The organism is Salinarchaeum sp. Harcht-Bsk1, assembly GCF_000403645.1.
Taxonomy (GTDB): domain Archaea; phylum Halobacteriota; class Halobacteria; order Halobacteriales; family Salinarchaeaceae; genus Salinarchaeum.
The window spans coordinates 2,829,143-2,844,982 of the sequence record NC_021313.1 but is presented as its reverse complement, the minus strand read 5'-3'; the positions used below and the strand labels follow the sequence as shown (position 1 = coordinate 2,844,982).

At 66.8% G+C, this 15,840-nt stretch carries 14 protein-coding genes; 9 read left to right on the top strand and 5 right to left on the bottom strand.

Translation table 11 applies throughout. The annotated features are described in order from the left end of the window. The first annotated feature begins 26 nt into the window (after window positions 1-26). The 3 genes from L593_RS13105 to L593_RS13095 all read left to right on the top strand — a co-directional run bounded on the left by L593_RS13105 (window position 27) and on the right by L593_RS13095 (window position 3,222). Window positions 27-1,622, top strand: coding sequence for an anthranilate synthase component I family protein (locus L593_RS13105; protein ID WP_020447453.1), 1,596 nt, complete (start codon window positions 27-29; stop codon window positions 1,620-1,622). Between the two features lie 80 nt (window positions 1,623-1,702). Beyond that, entirely contained in the window at window positions 1,703-2,362 is a 660-nt protein-coding gene (locus tag L593_RS13100; protein WP_049894510.1) for an aminodeoxychorismate/anthranilate synthase component II, read from the top strand. Further along, window positions 2,359-3,222 (top strand): aminotransferase class IV, encoded by an 864-nt coding sequence (locus L593_RS13095; protein WP_020447451.1) that lies wholly within the window; start codon window positions 2,359-2,361, stop codon window positions 3,220-3,222. Before L593_RS13100 ends, L593_RS13095 begins: the two co-directional genes overlap by 4 nt. A gap of 278 nt (window positions 3,223-3,500) precedes the next feature. On the opposite strand, the gene L593_RS13090 is transcribed toward L593_RS13095, so the two are convergent. After that, entirely contained in the window at window positions 3,501-3,797 is a 297-nt protein-coding gene (locus L593_RS13090) for a transcriptional regulator (protein WP_020447450.1), read from the bottom strand. Between the two features lie 138 nt (window positions 3,798-3,935). On the opposite strand from L593_RS13090, the gene uvrA reads away from it, so the two are divergent. Continuing rightward, on the top strand, window positions 3,936-6,956 hold the full coding sequence (uvrA, locus tag L593_RS13085; protein WP_020447449.1) for an excinuclease ABC subunit UvrA: 3,021 nt from the start codon (window positions 3,936-3,938) through the stop codon (window positions 6,954-6,956). 215 nt (window positions 6,957-7,171) lie between these two features. Then, window positions 7,172-8,032, top strand: a complete 861-nt coding sequence (locus tag L593_RS13080) for a DUF502 domain-containing protein (protein ID WP_020447448.1) — start codon at window positions 7,172-7,174, stop codon at window positions 8,030-8,032. A gap of 9 nt (window positions 8,033-8,041) precedes the next feature. Here L593_RS13080 and L593_RS13075 read toward each other — a convergent pair whose 3' ends face one another. Next, on the bottom strand, window positions 8,042-9,034 hold the full coding sequence (locus L593_RS13075) for a glutathione S-transferase family protein (RefSeq protein WP_020447447.1): 993 nt from the start codon (window positions 9,032-9,034) through the stop codon (window positions 8,042-8,044). Between the two features lie 47 nt (window positions 9,035-9,081). Continuing rightward, entirely contained in the window at window positions 9,082-9,501 is a 420-nt protein-coding gene (locus L593_RS13070) for a DoxX family membrane protein (protein WP_020447446.1), read from the bottom strand. Between the two features lie 253 nt (window positions 9,502-9,754). Here L593_RS13070 and L593_RS13065 point away from each other — a divergent pair, with 253 nt between their 5' ends. The 4 genes from L593_RS13065 to L593_RS13050 all read left to right on the top strand — a co-directional run bounded on the left by L593_RS13065 (window position 9,755) and on the right by L593_RS13050 (window position 12,794). Beyond that, a complete protein-coding gene (locus L593_RS13065) occupies window positions 9,755-10,099 on the top strand; it encodes a helix-turn-helix domain-containing protein (RefSeq protein ID WP_020447445.1) in 345 nt (114 codons plus the stop codon). A gap of 146 nt (window positions 10,100-10,245) precedes the next feature. After that, window positions 10,246-11,298 (top strand): NAD(P)-dependent alcohol dehydrogenase, encoded by a 1,053-nt coding sequence (locus L593_RS13060; protein ID WP_020447444.1) that lies wholly within the window; start codon window positions 10,246-10,248, stop codon window positions 11,296-11,298. Between the two features lie 126 nt (window positions 11,299-11,424). Continuing rightward, window positions 11,425-11,919 (top strand): GNAT family N-acetyltransferase, encoded by a 495-nt coding sequence (locus tag L593_RS13055; RefSeq protein WP_020447443.1) that lies wholly within the window; start codon window positions 11,425-11,427, stop codon window positions 11,917-11,919. Between the two features lie 71 nt (window positions 11,920-11,990). Further along, the gene (locus L593_RS13050) at window positions 11,991-12,794 is read left to right on the top strand and encodes an aldo/keto reductase (protein ID WP_020447442.1); all 804 of its coding nucleotides are present in this window, start codon (window positions 11,991-11,993) and stop codon (window positions 12,792-12,794) included. A gap of 307 nt (window positions 12,795-13,101) precedes the next feature. On the opposite strand, the gene thrS is transcribed toward L593_RS13050, so the two are convergent. Together thrS and L593_RS13040 are read right to left on the bottom strand one after the other, a co-directional pair. Next, on the bottom strand, window positions 13,102-15,048 hold the full coding sequence (gene thrS / locus L593_RS13045; RefSeq protein WP_020447441.1) for a threonine--tRNA ligase: 1,947 nt from the start codon (window positions 15,046-15,048) through the stop codon (window positions 13,102-13,104). A gap of 163 nt (window positions 15,049-15,211) precedes the next feature. Then, a complete protein-coding gene (locus L593_RS13040; protein ID WP_049894508.1) occupies window positions 15,212-15,799 on the bottom strand; it encodes an NUDIX hydrolase in 588 nt (195 codons plus the stop codon). Window positions 15,800-15,840: the final 41 nt, after the last annotated feature.

Genomic DNA, 15,840 nt, shown 5'->3' with positions numbered 1-15,840 from the left:
TACGACCAGCCGCGCTCCCCTCGAACATGACCGAGGCGACCGTCGTTACCGACAGGGACGCGTTCCTGTCGACGGCCGCCGACGCGCCGACCGGCACGCGGGTCCCCGTCGAAGTTAGCCTGCCGGTCGACGATCCCTTCGATGCCTACCGGCGGGCTCGCGGCGGGGATGGCGATGGCGGGGCCTTCCTCGAGACGACCGGCGGCCAGTCCGGCTGGGGCTACTTCGGCGTCGATCCAATCGAGCGACTGACGGTCGGTCCGCAGGCCCGGTCTCGAAACGCCCCAGTCGACGGTGAAGGGTCCAGCGGACGGGCCCCGACGGGGGACGACTCGCCGACGCTCGCTGCACTCCAGGCGCTACTGCAGGCAGAGGCGCTCCGTCGCGGCGACTGCGAGATCCCGTGCCCCTGTGGCGCGATCGGCTGGCTGTCCTACGACGTCGTCCGAGAGCTAGAGGACCTGCCGGGCGAAGCCGTGGACGACCGGGACCTGCCGCGGTTCCAGGCAGCGTTCTTCGATCGGCTCGCTGCCTGGGAGTGTCCCACGACCGAGGGCGAGACGACGCTCCGGATCACGGCGTGCCCGGCGATTGGCGGCGAGGGAGATCGCACCGACGCGGACGCCGCGTTCGACCGCGGCCAGGAGCGCGCACTCGATCTCGTCGATCGGATCGAAAAGGGCGACCCCGACGTGCCGACCGTCGGGGATGCCGCCGGGGACGCGACGTTCGAGAGCGATTGCACCCCGGAGACCTACGCCGATCGGGTCCGGGCGGTCAAGGAATACGTGCGCGCCGGGGACACCTTCCAGGCGAACGTCTCCCAGCGTCTCTCCGCGCCGGCAGCCGTCCACCCCGTCGCGGCGTACGACGCCCTTCGTTCGGTGAATCCCGCACCGTACTCGGCGCTGCTCGAGCTCCCTGCGGCGGATCTGGTGAGCGCGAGTCCGGAACTCCTCCTCGAACGCGACGGGGATCGAATCCGGACAGAGCCGATCGCCGGCACCCGCCCACGGAGCGACGATCCCGAAGCGGACGCCGCCCTCGAAACCGAACTCACGAGCGACGAGAAGGAACGCGCAGAGCACGCGATGCTCGTCGACCTCGAACGGAACGACCTCGGAAAGGTCGCTGCGTACGGCACCGTCGAGGTCACCGAGTACCGTCGGGTCGATCGCTACTCGGAAGTGATGCACCTCGTCTCGCTCGTCGAAGGGAAACTTCGGGAGGGAGCGACGCTCGCGGACGCCATCGCGGCGGTGTTCCCGGGCGGCACGATCACCGGCGCGCCGAAACCGCGGACGATGGAGATCATCGACGAACTCGAGGGGACCCGACGCGGTCCATACACCGGATCGATCGGCATCTTCGGCTTCGACGGTCGCGCGACGTTGAATATCGTCATCCGGACGCTCGTGCGCCACGAGGATCGCTACGACCTCCGCGTCGGCGCCGGGATCGTCCACGATTCGGTGCCACAGCGAGAGTACCGCGAGACCCTCGACAAGGGCCGGGCGCTCGTGAACGCCGTCGATCGAGCGCTTGGTGAACGGGCCTCGCTCGCGGTGAACGGCGAGGCGATCGACGTCGATGCCCTCGACGAGGGAGGTGAGCAGCCGTGAGCACGGAACCGTCCGAAGCGAGCGACGCTGTCGAACGCACAGTCCCCGAACCGAATCCCGACACGGTGCCCGACGTGGAAATCCTCGTCGTCGACAACTACGACTCCTTTGCGTACAACCTCGTGCAGTACGTCGGCGAACTCGCCGGCGAGGTCGTCGTCCGGCGAAACGACGCGATCGACGTCGCGGACGTTCGGACGCTCGATCCCGACGGGGTGATCGTCTCTCCTGGGCCGGGCCATCCCGAAGACGCCGGCGTCTCGATGCCGCTCTTCGCCGAGACGGCGGTTCCGGCACTCGGCGTCTGTCTCGGCCACCAGGCGCTCTGCGCTGCGAACGGGGCGATCGTCGAGCTTGCGCCGGACGTCGTCCACGGCAAGCCGTCGGTGATCGAGCACGACGGAGCGGGCCTCTACCGGCAACTCCCGAATCGGCTGCGGGTCGGCCGATACCACTCGCTGGCCGTCGATCGGTCGGAGTTGCCAGCGGGCCTGGCCGAGACGGCAACGACGACCGACGACGACGGCTCGGTACTGATGGGCGTCCGCCACCGTGAACGACCCCACTTCGGCGTGCAGTTCCACCCCGAGAGCATCCTCACCGGCGAGGTCGACGCCGAGGAGGGGGCGTCGCTCGCGGTCGGCAAGCAGCTCGTCGCGCAGTTCTGCCGGCTGGCGGCGGAGTGGCAGGCCGGCGACGGCACGAAACGGACCGGCGGGAGCGGTGGTGATCGAACGTGAGTCCACAGTACAACGTCGACGGCGAGATCGTACCGGCCGAAGAAGCGACCGTGAGCGTCGAGGACCGCGGCTTCCAGTACGGCGACGGCGCCTTCGAGACGCTCCGGGCCTACGGCGGCGACGTCTTCGAGTGGGAAGCCCACGCCGACAGACTCGATCGGACCTGCGAGGCGCTCTCGCTCGATCACGGCCTCGAAAGGGCGGAGTTGCGCGAGCGGATCGACGAGACGCTCGCCGCCAACGAGTTCGACGACGCGTACGTCAAATGCTCGATCACGCGAGGGAGCCAGCCCGGGAAGCTCACGCCGCAACCCGAGGTCGATCCGACCGTCGTGGTCTACGCCAAGGAACTGCCCCGCGGGGGCGTCGACGGCGACGACGTGTGGGACGAACCGGCGACCCTCCAGACCGTGAAGACGCGGCGGATGCCGGATTCGGCGATCCCCGCGACAGCGAAGACCCACAACTACCTGAACGGGATTCTCGCCCGGGCCGAGTTGATCGAGACAGCCGACGAGGCGCTCTTGCGGGATATGGACGGGGCGGTGGTCGAAGGAGCCGCGAGCAACGTCTTCTTCGTGCACGACGACGCGGTGCACACCCCGAGCGCGACGCGGGATCTGTTGCCGGGCATCACGCGTCGGCTGGTGATCGATCTGGCCGAGGACGCCGGGGTGCCGGTCCGAACCGGGACCTACGAGCCCTCCGACGTTCGGGAGGCGAATGAGGCCTTCGTGACGAACACGACGTGGGAGGTTCGGCCCGTGGATCAGGTCGACGGAATTTCGGTCGGCGGTGGGGCGGTGACGGAGTTGCTTTCGCGACTCTTCGACGAACTCGTCGAGGAACGGCACTATTGAATCTAGCTCCTCTGCCCTGCGGCGATTGCAGGAACAGCAGACCGGTTGGAAGCCCCCGATCGATGCGGTCGCGCGGCTCGCTGCGCTCCTCAGTCAGTCACTTCGTTCCCTCCTTCCGGTGCTTGCGTCGCCGTGCTTCCCGCATCGATCGGCCCCTTCCAGTCCCACCCGACGGCAATCGGTCAGTCCCACGGAGCCCCTGTGGTGAGTGAAAGCTCGCGGATAGACGGGACAACTCTCCTCGTTGGAGCAACAATTCCGAGGCTACGGTTCAGATCCTAGAGGCTCTCGATCGCGAACGTCGGCTCCTCGAGCGACTCGCTCTTGCACTCCGGACACCGCGAGGGCCGATTCGCGGGGTCGTCGAACCCGTCGAACCCGCAGTCCCGGCACTCCGGCGGCGCCACGACGACCTGCTCGTCGGTACCGTCGAGCGTCGCGGCGACGTGTCGAACGTGGTCGATCGCGACGTCGGTCGGGATCGTGAAGTGCTCCGCGAGGTCGCTCGCAGTCGCAGGGCCCTCCCGGAGCCGCTCCGCGATCCGCTCGCGCGTCGTCCGCTCGGCGTCGGTCATGACTCGCACTCCTCGACGGTCGGGGTTAGTCGTTGCGACGCTTCGGCGCCGTGGCCGGCCGCTCGCGGGACGCGGAGCCAAACGGGTCGCTTCCGAAACCGATGGGTACAGGTGGCGGCCGCGCATACCGCGGTCCGAATGACCGAGCACATCGAGGTGCGGGGCGCGGCGGAGAACAACCTCGCGGACCTCGACGTGGACATCCCCCGCGAGGAGTTCACCGTCGTCACCGGCCTCTCCGGCTCCGGCAAGTCCTCCCTTGCCTTCGACACCGTCTACGCCGAAGGACAGCGACGGTACATCGAATCGCTCTCTGCCTACGCCCGGAACTTCCTCGGGCAGATGGACAAACCGCAGGTCGAGAAGGTCGAGGGACTCTCCCCCGCGATCTCGATCGACCAGAAGAACGCGGCGAACAACCCACGATCGACCGTCGGGACCGTCACGGAACTACACGACTACCTCCGATTGCTCTACGCGCGGACCGGCACGCCCCACTGCCCCGAGTGCGGCCAGCCCGTCGGCGAGCAGTCCGCGAGCACGATGGTCTCCCGGCTGCTGGAGCTGGAGGACGGCACCAGGGCGAAGATCGCGGCCCCGGTCGTCCGCGACCAGAAAGGCGCCTTCGAGGACCTCTTCGAGGAGCTGAAAGCGGACGGGTTCGGCCGCGTGGAGGTCGACGGCGAGGAGCACGACCTGACGATGGAGATCCCGGAGCTCGACGAGAACTACGACCACACGATCGACGTGATCGTGGACCGCGTGAAGCTCGATCCCGCGGACCGCTCGCGGATCGCAGACTCCGTCGAGACGGCGCTCGATCGAGCCGACGGCGTGCTGAAGGTGATCCTCCCGGATGCGCCGGACGGCGCCGCCGACTCCCTGGGGTCCCGCGCTCGCTCGACCGGCGATCTGGCCGGGGGCGCGGATCACGACCACACCGAGATCGAAGCGGTCGATGCAGATGCCGAGGAAGTGGACGAAGCCGCGACCGACGATCGCCTCGTCGTCGAACTCTCCGAGGAACTCGCCTGCACCGACTGCGGCATCGACCTCCCGGAGATCGAGACCCGATCGTTCTCGTTCAACAGCCCGCACGGCGCCTGCCCGGAGTGTGAGGGGATCGGCGAGACGAAGGAGGTCAGCGAGGACCTCGTGATCGAGGACCCCTCGAAGCCGCTCAAGCACGTCTTCGAGCCCTGGAGCTTCAACCGGACGTACTACCGGCGGCGACTCCAGTCCGTCGCGGAGCACTTCGACGTTCCCCTGACGACGCCCTTCGAGGACCTCCCCGACGAGGTACAGGACGCCTTCCTCTATGGCACCTACGAGGACGTCGTCTTCGAGTGGACCACCTCGAACGGCACCCGGCACAAGGAACAGCCCTTCGAAGGGGTCATCCCGAACCTCGAGCGGCGCTACGTCGAGACGGATTCGGACGGCACCCGCGACCACATCGAGGAGTACATGTCGATCACGACGTGCCCGGAGTGTGAGGGGACGCGCCTGAAACCGGTCTCGCGCGCCGTCCTCGTCGACGACACCTCGATCACCGAGGTCAACCGGATGTCGATCGGCGACGCACTCGCACACTTTGAGGGGATGGAGGAAGGCATGAGCGCCCGCGACCGGACGATCGCCGAGGAGATCCTCAAGGAGATCCGGGCCCGGCTCGGCTTCATGTGCGAGGTCGGCCTCGATTATCTCACGCTCGATCGCGAGGCTTCCACGCTCTCCGGCGGGGAGAGCCAGCGGATCCGGCTCGCGACCCAGATCGGCTCCGGCCTCGTCGGCGTGCTCTACGTCCTCGACGAGCCATCGATCGGGCTCCACCAGCGCGACAACGACCGACTGTTGAACACGCTCGAGGAGCTTCGAGACCTCGGGAACACGCTACTCGTCGTCGAGCACGACACCGAGACGATGCGACGCGCGGACACCGTGATCGACCTCGGGCCGGGCCCAGGCAAGCGCGGTGGCGAGGTCGTCGTCCACGGCGACACGGAGGACGTGAAGGCCTGCGAGGAGTCGGTCACTGGCGACTACCTTTCGGGGCGGCGGCAGATCCCCGTTCCCGACGAGCGTCGCGAATCCGACGGGGAACTCGTCGTCGAGGGCGCTCGCCAGCACAACCTCCGGGACCTCGACGTCGAATTCCCGCTGGGGAACCTCGTGGCGATCACCGGCGTCTCCGGGTCCGGCAAGTCGACGCTGATGCACGAGGTGCTCTACAAGGCCCTCGCCCGCGAGATGCACGGCAACACCGAGGTCGACCCCGGCGAGCACGACGGGGTCGAGGGCTACGACGACGTCGAGACGATCCGCATGATCGACCAGAGCCCGATCGGGCGGACGCCCAGGTCGAACCCCGCGACGTACACCAACGTCTTCGATCACATCCGGGAGCTGTTCGCGGAGACGGAGCTCGCCAAGCGCCGGGGCTACGAGGTCGGCCGGTTCTCGTTCAATGTCAAGGGCGGTCGCTGCGAGGAGTGTGGCGGCCAGGGCACCGTCCGCATCGAGATGAACTTCCTCTCGGACGTCCACGTCCCCTGCGAGGAGTGCGGCGGGGCACGCTACAACGCCGAGACGCTCGACGTCGAGTACAAGGGGAAGACGATCGCCGACGTCCTCGACATGACGGTCGAGGAGGCCTACGACTTCTTCGAGCACGACTCCCGGATCGAACGCAGGCTCAAGCTCCTGAAGGACGTCGGGCTCACCTACATGAAGCTCGGGCAGCCCTCGACCACGCTCTCCGGCGGCGAGGCCCAGCGGATCAAGCTCGCCGAGGAGCTCGGGAAGAAAGACAAGGGCGACGCGCTCTACCTCCTCGACGAGCCGACCACCGGGCTCCACCCCGAGGACGAACGCAAGCTGATCGAAGTGCTCCACCGGCTGGCTGATCGGGGCAACACGGTGGTCGTCGTCGAACACGAACTCGACCTCGTCAAGAACGCCGACCACGTAGTCGACCTCGGCCCCGAAGGTGGCGAGGCCGGCGGCGACGTGGTGGCAGCGGGGACGCCCGAGGAGGTCGCGCGAACCGAGGAGAGCCACACCGGTCGGTACCTGCGTGATCTGCTACCCGACGTGGAGCTCGACGGACCGCGTGCCGATCGGGAGGAGGCGGCTGCCCCCGCAGCGGACGACGACTGATCGCTCGCACCGCGAATTTCTTCGCGAGCACCAGTTGATGCCCACGCGCACTCGACGAGTGCCGGCGGCCACGCCTACTGGTTCACACACCACCAGTCGAAGCGACTTTCCGTCGAACGCGGTCGTACTAGCCTGATGAGCAAGGCCACGAAACCGGACGCCCCTCCACGTCGCCGTTCGAGGCCATTCGAGCGATCTACGACCACTTCTGGAGCGTGTTCTTCCGGGGCGTCGCGATCATCGTCCCGGTCATCGTCACGGTCTTTCTGATCAGCGTCGCGCTGTCGTACATCGGCCGGGCGCTCGGACCGTTCGTCGACCTCCTCGAGTACGTCGGATTGATCGACACCTTCCGGCAGGTCGAGCTGGTCAGGTTCCTGATCGACATCGGGATCTACGAGTACGTCGTCGACTTCCTCGCGGAGCTGATCGCGCTGGTGATCCTCCTGGGGATCGTCCTCGCCGTCGGCTCGGTCGGGCACAACCGGTACGGCGAGCGCGTGATCGAGGTGCTGGACATGGCGATCGCGTCGATCCCCGGGATCGGGACCGTCTACAAGAGCTTCCGGCGGATGGGCGACGTGATGCTGACGACGGAGGACGAGAACTTCCAGGACGTCAAGCTCGTCCAGTGCCTGGACGAAGACATGTACGTGATCGGCTTTCAGACCAGTGCCGCGCCCGAGGCCGTCGAGGACGCGACCGATCACGAGGACATGATGACGCTGTTCGTGCCGATGGCGCCCAATCACGTGACCGGCGGCTTCCTCACCTGCGTTCCGACCGATCGCGTCTACGACGTCGACATGACGATCGAGGACGGCGTCAAGAGCATCCTGACGAGCGGCGTCGCGACCGGGAAGGGCGCGGCACAGCGGGACCAGCTGACGCTCGACAACGTTCGCAACGTCGCACAGGTCGATCGGATTCAGGACGCCTTCGCCGGTCAGCAGACCGCGGCGGTCTCACCCGATGATCCGACTGCCGTGCGTGAGGAGCGGGCTGACGAGGAGCCCCCGAACGAGGAGCGAGGAGCAGTGGACGACGCCGACGAAGAGCTCGACGAACTCGACTGAGGCCCTCGGTCAGTCGGCGGCGCCGAGCGGGTCGCGATCTGCGAGCCGGTCACGATCGTGGGGCGCTGCGAAGTCGAGCTCCGGGCCAACCGGGACGAACCCGGACGGGTTGAGCTCCTCGTGAGAGCGGTAGTAGTGGGCCTTGATCTGGTCGAGGTCGACCGTCCGTGCGACGGTGCCGGTCTGGAAGACGTCTCGGGTGAACCCCCAGAGATTCTGATACTCGACGATGCGCTTCCGATTGACGCCGAAGTGGGTGTAGTAGACCGCGTCGAACCGGACGAGCGTCGCGAACAGTCGGAGGTCGGCGAGCGTGAGCCGATCACCGAGCAGGAATCGCTGGTCGGCGAGCACGGATTCCCAGTGGTCGAGCGCGTCGAACACGGTCTCGACGGCCGCCTCGTGGTCGGACTGGCTGTCCGCGAACCCGGCGTAGTAGACGCCGCGGTTGATCGGTCCGTAGAGGGCCTCGATCGCCTCGTCGATCTCGGCGCGGCGGGCCTCGGGGTAGAGATCGACGTCGGCGTTCTCGTCGTTGGGGGCCCGGTCGCCGAACGCCGCGGCCAGCATGCGCATGATTTCGTCGGATTCCCCGTTCACGATCGTCCCGGCTTCCTCGTCCCAGAGCAGTGGCACGGAGACGCGGCCGGTGTAGGTCGGATCGGCGTCGGTGTAGACCTCGCGGAGGAAGTCGTTCCCGCCGATCCTGTCTGGGGTGCAGCCGTCTTTCTCCGGGGTGAACTCCCAGCCGTCGTCTTGCCGGTGGGGATCGACGACGCTGATGCCGATCTCGTCGTCGAGCCCGAGAAGGGCGCGCGTCAGCAGGGTGCCGTGAGCCCAGGGGCAGGCCCACGAGACGTAGAGGTGGTAGCGCTCGGGATCGGGTGGATGCGGGCCATCGGCGTCGATCCTACCGTCGAACGCGTCGGGTTCGAACGGTACGTCGTCGGTCGCGAGGTTCGATACGTCGGCGTGCCAGTCGCCGTCGATGAGTCGTCCCATGTGGATAGGAAGGTGATTGGTCGTGATTCCAGCGCGATCCGGATCGCCTACAGCACGGTGAGGCCCAGGGCGTAGGGCCAGGAGAGCGTCGCGAGGGCGGCGAAGACCGCAGCGCCACCGCCGAGACCGACGTTCTTCAGGAAGTGGATGAACTCGTTCTGGCGGTCCATCCCCTCCTGCGTCCAGAAGTCGTGCATGATCGGCGTGACGCCGACGAGGAAGGCGCCGATCGCGAGCGCGCCGACCAGCGGGAACGCGCCGAGGGCGATCGCCGCCGCGCCGGCCAGCAACGCGAGGCTGGAAAGCGGGACCGTCAGTCCGGCGAGCGGGGCGCCCTTGCTCTTCGCGTAGGCGATCGTCTCGTCCATGTCCTGGAGGTTCCCGACCGCCAGAAATCCGAGCACGCTCGCGAAGGCCAGGCGGCCGAGCAGCAGTGCGAGACCCGCTCCGGTCGATTCAAAGGCCATCAGGCGACCACCTCGGAGACAGCGACGCTGCAGGACGGTCGGTCAGTCGTCGACACGATCGAGTCGAGTGCGTTGGTTCGTTCCATCGCGTGTCGACGAACGACCGCGGACGACATAAGTGTCAGGTATATTATAGTATACCGGGTGGCGTCGGTCGGACCAGGTGTACCGAAGTACACCGGCGGCCTACGAGGACCACCCGCGGCTCTCGGCGGGCAGAGGATTTTTGCACGAACGACCAGTTGTACCGCCCATGCAGGCGGACGACGACGTGGCCGTGGATCCCCAGTCGTGTCCCACGGCCGAGACCATGGACGAGATCGGCACCCAGTGGCGACTCCACGTGCTCCACGACCTGCAGGACGGTGAACTACGGTTCAACGAACTGAAAGAGGCGACGGGAGCGAGCTCGCGGACGCTCTCCCAGAGCCTCGACGCGCTGATGGAGGCCGGTCTCGTCGAGCGTCGGACGGAAGAAGCGGCGCCGATCGCGGTGTTCTACGGACTCACGGAGAAGGGCGAGGATCTGGAGGTGGTGTTCGACGAACTCGACGCCTGGGCCGAGAAGTGGATCGACCCGAGCGAGTACGAGGCCTGACCCCACTGGCGCCTCGCACGCCTCGACGGGCCGAACGTTCGCACGAGGCGGGACCGCGCACCGATGCGTACCAACTGGATTCCACGTCGTGAGGTCGTTCCCGAGTATTATGCTCCGAGCTACCGAACCACACCTTGGTGTCCCCGATGGAAGCCTTCGTCATGCGATCGATCGGAGTGACGGGTATCGTCGAGAAAGAACGGCCCGAGCCAGGGCCGATGGACGCGATCGTCCGACCGACAGTGGGGCTGATCTGCACCTCGGACTGTCACACGGTCCACGGCGCGATCGGCGATCGGGAGGACCTCACGCTGGGCCACGAGGCCGTCGGTATCGTCGAGGAGGTAGGTGATCACGTCGAACGCTTCGAGCCCGGCGATCGCGTCGCCGTCGGTGCGATCACGCCGGACTGGAACTCCACGGCGGCCCAGGACGGCCACCCGTCCCAGTCGAACCAGGCCCTGGGCGGCTGGAAGTTCGCGAACGTCAAGGACGGCGCGTTCGCCGACTACTTCCACGTCAACGACGCCGACGGCAACGTCGCGCACATCCCCGACGGCGTCTCGGACCACGAAGCGTGCTACACGGCCGACATGCTCTCGACGGGCTTCGCCGGCGCGGAGAACGCCGACATCCCGATGGGCGGTACGGTCGCCGTCTTCGCGCAGGGGCCGGTCGGCCTGATGGCGACGAAGGGCGCCCGCCTCCAGGGCGCCGGCGAGGTGATCGCCGTCGAGACGATGGAGAACCGCAAGGAGCTCGCCCGCGAGTACGGCGCCGATCACGTCGTCGACTTCCAGGAGGGCGACCCCGTCGAGCAGATCATGGACCTCACGGACGGCGAGGGCGTCGATTCGGCGATCGAAGCCCTCGGCGCAGACGAGACGCTCAAGGACTGCATCCGCGCGACGAAACCCGGCGGCACGGTCTCGAACGTCGGCTACCACGGCGAGGGCGAGTTCAGGCACATCCCACGCGAGGAGTGGGGCGTCGGCATGGCCGAGATATCGATCGTCACCGACCTCTGTCCCGGCGGAAGCCTGCGGATCCGCCGGCTGCTCAGGATGCTCGAGCAGGACAGGGTCGACCCCACGAAGATGACGACCCACGAGTTCGACTTCGACGAGATCGAGACGGCCTTCGACATGATGGACGAGAAGTCCGACGACATCGTGAAGCCGCTCATCCACTTCGAGTGAGCGGCGGTCGGCCCGTCGAATCGACGGGAGCGACCCCGTCGGACACGTTGCCGTGACGACGGGATAGTACCTGCAATAATATCCAATTGCACTAGTATTACCGAGAGTCGTTGCGATCGTGCCAGTATGGGCGATACTATCGACGTCCGCCAGTACCGCTCCGAGGACGCGGACGAGGTCTGGGACGTTCACGAAGCCGCGCTCCGAGCGTCGCCACTGGCGTTCGTGGAGGAAGCGGCCGTGGACGAGGACATCTGCAACGTCGAGTCCCACTACATCGAGTCAGGCGGCGAATTTCTCGTCGGCGAGCGCCGTGACGCGACCGAAGACCACCGAGCGATCGTCGCGATCGGCGGGTGGCTGCCGATCGACGACCGGACGGTCGAGGTCAAACGAATGCGCGTCCATCCGGATCACCAGCGAAACGGGTACGCGCGGCGAATCCTCGCGGAACTGGAGCGCCGGGCGCGTGCGGCGGGGTTCGAGACCGCGGTGCTGGAGACGATCGAACCGCTTCGAGCCGCGCAAGCACTCTACGAGGACGAAGGGTACACCGTCGTGGAGACGACCGCAGACGACGTGACGGGCGTCGAACGGTATCGGTACCGGAGGACGCTCTGAGACCCGGTTTGTGGGGGTCGCGATTTGCCGCCAGTCGACCCCTTTTCAATGCGAGGCGGGGACGGGAGGGCATGACGCGAGATCCGACCCCGATCGGTTTCGGCACCTGGCAAAACGAAGATCCCGAGCAGTGCGCCGAGAGCGTGAAAAACGCGCTCGAGATGGGGTATCGCCATATCGACACCGCGCAGGGCTACGACAACGAGGATGCCGTGGGCGACGGCATCGCCGCCGCTGACGTCGATCGCGACGACATCTTCCTCGCGACGAAGGTCGACACCGGCGACCTGGGCCACGACGACGTGCTCCGGACGACCGAGGAGAGCCTCGAGAAACTCGGCGTGGACACGATCGACCTGCTGTACGTCCACTGGCCGCTGGACGCGTACGATCCGGAAGGGACACTCTCGGCGTTCGACGAGCTGGTCGACCGCGGCGACATTCGGCACGTCGGGCTCTCGAACTTCAATCCCGAACAGCTCGCGGAGGCACGGGAGATTCTCGACGCGCCGATCTTCGCACACCAGGTCGAGTGTCATCCCTACTGCCAGCAGGAGGAGCACCTCGCGCTGGCGGAGGAGCACGACTATCACCTGGTGGCCTACTCGCCGCTCGCGCAGACCGAGGTCTTCGACGATCCCGTGATTCAGGAGGTCGCCGAGGACCAGGACGCGAGCCCCGCGCAGGTCTGTCTCGCGTGGCTCCGCCAGCGTGGTGCCGTGGCAATTCCGAAGGCGACCAGCTACGAGCACATCGAGGACAACTACGGCTCGCTGGAGGTCGATCTGAGCGACGACGCGATGGAGCGGATCGATTCGATCGAGGAGGAGTACCGCGTGGTGGACTTCGACGGTGCTCCCTGGGACCTGGTCTAGGAATCGCTGCGCTCGGATTCGAATGTTCCGTTCGCGTCGGTAACGTGACCGCAACAGGAGACCACTTGGAAGCCCCCTCCCGCTCGTCGCTCCTAACTCGCTGTGCTCCTCGCCTCGCTCACTTCGTTCGCTCGGCTGCGGTGCTTGCTTCGTTACGAGCGACGAGCGGTCGGCCCCTTCCATTCCCACCGGGGAGGATCTGTCGAGGGTCACGAAACCCCGGTGGACTGTCAAATCCCGCCCAGCAGCCGCCGGCAGCTCTCGTCTTTGCAGAATACGAATCGCAGAAGCGGCGCCGACGGCCGATCTAATCCAGGAAGTCCGGCTCCGTCCGCTTCTCGGCGCGCTCGGCCTCGAGGTGTGCGTAAAAGTCGTCGGGGTCGACGCCGTGCTCCTGGCGCTCCTTCCGGTCGCGGACGGAGAGCGTGCCGTCCTCCTGCTCGTCGTCGCCGACGATGATCTGGTAGGGAACGCGGTCGTCGTGGGCGGCGCGGATCTTGCGCTGGAGCCGGTTGTCGGACTCGTCGACTTCGACGCGGACGCCGGCGTCGTCGAGTTCTGCCGCCACGGACTCGGCGTACTCGGCGTTGTCGTCCGTGATCGGGAGGACGCGGACCTGCTCGGGCGCGAGCCAGAGCGGGAACTTCCCCTCGAAGTGCTCGATGAGCATCATGAAGAAGCGCTCGTAGCTGCCGTAGAGCGCCCGGTGGATCATGACGGGGCGATGTTCCTCGTTGTCCTCGCCGACGTAGGAGAGGTCGAACTGCTCGGGCATCGTGAAGTCGAGCTGGACCGTCGGTCCGTCCCAGGACCGCCCGATCGCGTCCTCGAACTCGTAGTCGATCTTCGGGCCGTAGAAGGCGCCGTCGCCCTCCTCGACGCCGTAGTCGAGCTTCCGGTCCTCGAGGACGGACTCGAGGGCCGATTCGGCCTTCTCCCAGATCTCGTCGGAGCCGACGCTCTTCTCGGGTCGCGTCGCCAGCGACATCTGGTAGTCGAGGCCGAAGGTGTCGAGCACCTCCTTGATCATGTCCATGATCCGCTCGACCTCGGCCTGGATCTGGTCGGGCTTGACGAACAGGTGGCCGTCGTCGATCGTGAATGCCCAGACGCGGGAGAGCCCGGAAAGCTCGCCGCGCTGTTCCTTGCGGTACACCTTCCCGTTCTCGGCGTAGCGGATCGGCAGGTCGCGGTAGGACCAGGCGGAGTCGTCGAAGATCGCGGCGTGGCCCGGGCAGTTCATCGGCTTCAGCCCGAACTCGTCGTCGCCGACCTCGAAGAGGAACATGTCGTCGGCGTAGTTGTCGTAGTGCCCGCTCTCCTTCCAGAGGTCCGTCTTGAACACGTGGGGCGTCTCGACGTACTCGTAGTCCGCGTCGAGGTTGAGGTCCTCGACGAACCCCTCGAGCTCGCGGAGAATCGTCTTCCCGTTGGGGTGGTACAGCGGGAGGCCGGGCCCCGTGCGGTCCTGGATCGAGAACAGGTCCATCTCGTTCCCGATCTTGCGGTGGTCGCGCTCCTCGGCCTCGCGGCGGCGCTCCAGAAACGCTTCGAGGTCGTCCTCGCTCCGGAACGCCGTGCCGTAGATCCGCGTCTGCATCTCGTTCTCCTCGTCGCCGCGCCAGTAGGCGCCGGCGATCTCCAGCAGGTCCACGGCGCCGATCTCGCCCGTGGACTCGACGTGCGGTCCCTTGCAGAGGTCCTCCCACTCGCCCTGGGAGTAGAAGTGGACCGTGTCGTCCTCCTCGGCGAACTCTTCGAGGAGTTCGAGTTTGTAGGGCTGGTCGGCCAGGCGATCGCGGGCCTCCTCGATCGAGACGCGCTCGTACTCGACGTCGAGGTCCTCCTCGACGATCGCCTCCATCTCCTCGCGGATGGCGGGGAGGTCGTCTTCGTCGACGTCGAGGTCGTCGAAGTCGTAGTAGAACCCGTCGTCCGTGGGTGGCCCGATCGCGAGGTCGACGTCGTCGTAGTGGCGCTGTACGGCCTGGGCGAGGGCATGGGCGGCCGTGTGGCGCATTACCCGCAGATACTCGTCGCTGTCCTCGGTGACGATCTCGATCTCGGCGCCGTCCTCGGTCACCGCGAGTTCCTTGCCGACGAGTTCGCCGTCGATCCGGCCACCGGCGGTGGCGTCGCCGAGGCCGGGACCGATCTCGTAGGCGATCTCCTCGATCGTCGATCCACGCGGGACCTCGAGCTCGGAGCCGTCGGGCAGTACGACCGCGATGACGTCTGATTCCTGTTGTGACATGGCTGTGGCTGGGGTGTGTGGCTACGACGAGAACCGGTAGGTGAGGGAGTTATGCGGCCGAGGGCCGGCCTGTAAAGTAGCCACCTACCATCGTGCCCATTCGTACCCGGGAACCGGATATAAGGATTGTGATGGACGCAGACGGGAACGCTGGAGCACTCCCTCAGTTCCCTCGCTCACGCAGCGCGTGGTGCTGCAGTGCCGTCACCGCTCGCCCGTCGCGGAGGTCGTCGGCGAGGGCGGCCGATCGGAGGTCCGCGAGCGACGCCGTATCGACCCGGATCGTCTCGTTCGCGTCGAGGTCCTGTTCCGCGGTCGGCGTACAGCCCTCGGCGACGAAGTAGTGCAAGACGGAGTTCGCGATGCCGTTCACCGGTTCGGTCGTCAGCACGTGCTCGACCGAGTCCGCCTCGTAGCCGGTCTCCTCCCTGAGTTCGCGATGGGCTCCGAGGGTGAGGTCGTCGTCCTCGGGTTCCACGCTCCCGACGGGGATGCCACGGTTCAGCCGGCCGACGGCCTGGCGCCACTCTTCGATGACGACCACCTCGCGGTCGTCGGCGTCGATCTCGGCCGACGTCGCGTCGTCGGCGACGAACGGCAGGACGACGACCGCCGGCGGTTCGGTGAGGTAGTCGTAGTCCGTCTCCGTTCCGTCGGGGAGGCGAACGTCGTCGTGGACGATCTCGAAGCCGGGACACTCGTAGGCGACCTCGGAGGAGAGCGTCTCCCACGCGAGTTCGTCGTCGCTCATATCGGCGAGTCCGGACGCTCCCGAGATGAGTGGTTCGCTTC

Excerpts from the sequence above, each read along its gene's own strand:
- L593_RS13105 (WP_020447453.1), top strand. The coding sequence starts at position 27 with ATGACCGAGGCGACCGTCGTTACCGACAGGGACGCGTTCCTGTCGACG.
- L593_RS13090 (WP_020447450.1), bottom strand. The coding sequence starts at position 3,797 with ATGACCGACGCCGAGCGGACGACGCGCGAGCGGATCGCGGAGCGGCTC.
- uvrA (WP_020447449.1), top strand. The coding sequence starts at position 3,936 with ATGACCGAGCACATCGAGGTGCGGGGCGCGGCGGAGAACAACCTCGCG.
- L593_RS13075 (WP_020447447.1), bottom strand. The coding sequence starts at position 9,034 with ATGGGACGACTCATCGACGGCGACTGGCACGCCGACGTATCGAACCTC.
- L593_RS13070 (WP_020447446.1), bottom strand. The coding sequence starts at position 9,501 with ATGGCCTTTGAATCGACCGGAGCGGGTCTCGCACTGCTGCTCGGCCGC.
- L593_RS13065 (WP_020447445.1), top strand. The coding sequence starts at position 9,755 with ATGCAGGCGGACGACGACGTGGCCGTGGATCCCCAGTCGTGTCCCACG.
- L593_RS13060 (WP_020447444.1), top strand. The coding sequence starts at position 10,246 with ATGGAAGCCTTCGTCATGCGATCGATCGGAGTGACGGGTATCGTCGAG.
- L593_RS13055 (WP_020447443.1), top strand. The coding sequence starts at position 11,425 with ATGGGCGATACTATCGACGTCCGCCAGTACCGCTCCGAGGACGCGGAC.
- L593_RS13050 (WP_020447442.1), top strand. The coding sequence starts at position 11,991 with ATGACGCGAGATCCGACCCCGATCGGTTTCGGCACCTGGCAAAACGAA.
- thrS (WP_020447441.1), bottom strand. The coding sequence starts at position 15,048 with ATGTCACAACAGGAATCAGACGTCATCGCGGTCGTACTGCCCGACGGC.
- L593_RS13040 (WP_049894508.1), bottom strand. The coding sequence starts at position 15,799 with ATGAGCGACGACGAACTCGCGTGGGAGACGCTCTCCTCCGAGGTCGCC.